Source organism: Streptomyces sp. NPDC001373, assembly GCF_042895815.1.
Lineage (GTDB): Bacteria > Actinomycetota > Actinomycetes > Streptomycetales > Streptomycetaceae > Streptomyces.
The window spans coordinates 1-1,586 of record NZ_JBIAWQ010000063.1 but is presented as its reverse complement, the minus strand read 5'-3'; the positions used below and the strand labels follow the sequence as shown (position 1 = coordinate 1,586).

1 protein-coding gene is annotated in these 1,586 nt (G+C 67.0%); it reads left to right on the top strand.

The features are described 5' to 3' along the window. Nucleotides 1-1,586: dihydropteroate synthase (locus ACFY15_RS36865; protein ID WP_390827084.1), on the top strand; the 1,586-nt coding region annotated here is incomplete at both ends.

Genomic DNA, 1,586 nt, shown 5'->3' with positions numbered 1-1,586 from the left:
ACCGGCACGATGCTGCTGGGTTCGGAGATCGGTGCGGCGCTGACGGCGTTGGAGCCGTTGGGGATCGACATGATCGGTCTGAACTGTGCGACGGGTCCGGCGGAGATGAGTGAGCATCTGCGCTATCTGGCCCGTAATGCCCGTATCCCGCTGTCGTGCATGCCGAACGCGGGTCTGCCGGTGCTGACGAAGGAGGGGGCGCACTACCCGCTGTCGGCGTCGGAGCTGGCGGACGCGCAGGAGACGTTCGTGCGGGAGTACGGGCTGTCGCTGGTGGGTGGTTGCTGTGGCACCACTCCTGAGCATCTGCGGCAGGTCGTGGAGCGGGTGCGGGGTGCCGCGGTCACCGTGCGTGATCCCCGGCCCGAGGCGGGTGCGGCCTCGTTGTATCAGACGGTGCCGTTCCGGCAGGACACCTCGTACATGGCGATCGGTGAGCGGACGAACGCGAACGGGTCGAGGAAGTTCCGTGAGGCGATGCTGGAGGCGCGCTGGGACGACTGTGTGGAGATGGCGCGGGACCAGATCCGTGAGGGTGCGCACATGCTGGATCTGTGCGTGGACTATGTGGGGCGTGACGGTGTCGCGGACATGCGGGAGCTGGCGGGGCGGTTCGCCACGGCTTCGACGCTGCCGGTCGTTCTGGACTCGACGGAGGTTGCGGTCATCCGGGCGGGTCTGGAGAAGCTGGGCGGGCGTGCGGTCATCAACTCGGTGAACTACGAGGACGGTGACGGTCCGGAGTCCCGTTTCGCGAAGGTCGCCCGTCTGGCGCAGGAGCACGGGGCGGCGCTGATCGCGCTGACGATCGACGAGGAGGGCCAGGCCCGCACGGCCGAGCACAAGGTGGCCATCGCGGAGCGTCTGATCGAGGATCTGACGTCGAACTGGGGGATCCGTGAGTCGGACATCCTGATCGACACGCTGACGTTCACGATCTGCACGGGTCAGGAGGAGTCCCGCAAGGACGGGATCGCGACGATCGAGTCGATCCGTGAGCTCAAGCGCCGTCATCCGCAGGTGCAGACGACGCTGGGTCTGTCGAACATCTCCTTCGGTCTGAACCCGGCGGCGCGGATCCTGCTGAACTCGGTGTTCCTGGACGAGTGTGTGAAGGCGGGTCTGGACTCGGCGATCGTGCACGCGTCGAAGATCCTGCCGATCGCCCGGTTCGACGAGGAGCAGGTCCGCACGGCCCTGGATCTGATCTATGACCGGCGTGAGGCCGGCTACGACCCGCTGCAGAAGCTGATGGCCCTGTTCGAGGGCGTCAACACGAAGTCGATGAAGGCGGGCAAGGCGGAGGAGCTCCTCGCCCTTCCGCTGGAGGAGCGCCTCCAGCGGCGGATCATCGACGGGGAGAAGAACGGTCTGGAGGCCGACCTCGACGAGGCCCTGCGGACCCGCCCGGCCCTGGACATCGTCAACGACACGCTGCTGGAGGGGATGAAGGTCGTCGGCGAGCTGTTCGGCTCGGGTCGGATGCAGCTGCCGTTCGTCCTGCAGTCCGCGGAGGTCATGAAGAGCGCGGTGGCCTTCCTGGAGCCGCACATGGAGAAGACCGACGCCGAGGGCAAGGGCACGAT